The sequence below is a fragment of the Arthrobacter sp. M2012083 genome (genome assembly GCF_000281065.1).
Taxonomy (GTDB): domain Bacteria; phylum Actinomycetota; class Actinomycetes; order Actinomycetales; family Micrococcaceae; genus Arthrobacter.
Window position 1 is genome coordinate 1 of sequence record NZ_AKKK01000061.1, and the last position, 1,395, is coordinate 1,395.

The 1,395-nt window shown below is 64.5% G+C and carries 3 protein-coding genes; all 3 read right to left on the minus strand.

What is annotated here, in order from left to right; all coding sequences use genetic code 11:
* Nucleotides 1-96: 96 nt before the first annotated feature.
* The gene (locus tag A477_RS0119505; RefSeq protein WP_017200552.1) at nt 97-447 is read right to left on the minus strand and encodes a DUF8317 domain-containing protein; all 351 of its coding nucleotides are present in this window, start codon (nt 445-447) and stop codon (nt 97-99) included.
* A 75-nt stretch (nt 448-522) separates the two neighbouring features.
* Entirely contained in the window at nt 523-798 is a 276-nt protein-coding gene (locus A477_RS0119510) for a hypothetical protein (protein WP_017200553.1), read from the minus strand.
* An 80-nt stretch (nt 799-878) separates the two neighbouring features.
* Entirely contained in the window at nt 879-1,316 is a 438-nt protein-coding gene (locus A477_RS0119515; protein WP_017200554.1) for a hypothetical protein, read from the minus strand.
* Between the last annotated feature and the right edge of the window lie 79 nt (nt 1,317-1,395).

Below are 1,395 nucleotides of genomic sequence, written 5' to 3' on the forward strand. Positions count from 1 at the left end.
GCGGGAACGGCGGTCCGTCGCCGGCAACCACCCACAAGAGCCGGCCACCTGCGGCGGACCGCCCGCCCACGAAAGGCGAACGGCCCACCCTCCGGTCTACTCGCGGCGGTCGTGGAGCGGGATGGCTCCGTATTGTCCGGCTGCGCGTCGGAATCGTGAGTCGCTGCTGAAGATGAACGTGCCGCCGAACATGTGCCACGGGGCGGGTTCGTCATCCGGGGCGACTGGCTCGGCGTGGGTCACGGTTTCGCGGTGGAAGCTCTCGTTTTTGACGAGTCGGACGGCGGGCCGTTCCTCGGTGGCTTCGAAAACGGGGTCGATGCCCTCGCCGATGACGGTTACCTCCATGACGCGGGCGGAAATGCCCTGATTGGAGAAGTCCGTGCCCAGGGCGTCGCGGTAGATCAGTGCGGTGATGCCTTTGGGGGCTGTGGTGGCGTTGCTCATGTGCTGGCTCCTTTGAAGTGGTGGGGGGTGTACTGCCCGGCTCTGGCCGGGCAGTACAGCGGTTCTCAGTTCCTGCTAGTGGAAGGTGGGGCGGTGTTCTGCGGAGAACAGGACTGCTATGGCTTCGTTGTGCCAGTCCAGTGCCGCGTATTGCCGGGTGGTGTCCAGTTCGGCGGGGTTCACATGGGCCTCGGTGTTGACGGCTGCGGCCATGCCTCGGATGTGCGCGGCGAGGTCTCCGGCTGCGCTGGCGCTGTAGGCCACGGGGGACTTCTCCACGATTGCGGCGAGGGTTTCGAGGAAGACCCCGGCTTGGGCCGGGCTGTTGGCGATGCTGCGGTTTTCTGGCATTGTCCTTGGTCCTTTGCTGGTGGCGGGTTTGGTGCCTTGCCGGGCGGCGGGGGTCCGCCCGGCAAGGAGTCGAGGGTCTGTTAGGCGGCGGCTGCTGTTTGGAACGTGGGCGGGATGCGGTAGCGGCTGGGAAGCTCTGCGGCGGCTTCGGGCAGGTCTTCCGGGCCGTGGGCTTGCCCGTTCTTCCAATGGGAAAAAGCCTCTTCGGTGATCGCGTCCCAGTACCGGGCCTTCGTCCGGTAGAACGTCGTTTTCACGTCTCCCTCGCAGTAGGTGGCCATGCCGAACAGGTTGCCGATTGCGTCGGCGGTGCGGGTTCCGGCGACCATGACAAGGGGCCACTGGCCTAGGTCCCAGCCGTCAGATCCCCAACTGGGGATCACTACCCAGCCGTGTTCTCCGATGAGTTCCATCCAGTCGTAACCGCCATTCATGTGGTAATCACCCAACACGGTGACGCCGTGGATGGTTTCGCCGGTGTCCTCGGTCGTGATCGTCTCAACGCTGATTGCGTTCATGGTTTTGTGTCCTTTGCAGAGGATTGGTGAGGGAGCGGTGTGACCCGGCCAGCTGCTTTCTTTCCTCCCCCGTTGTTTT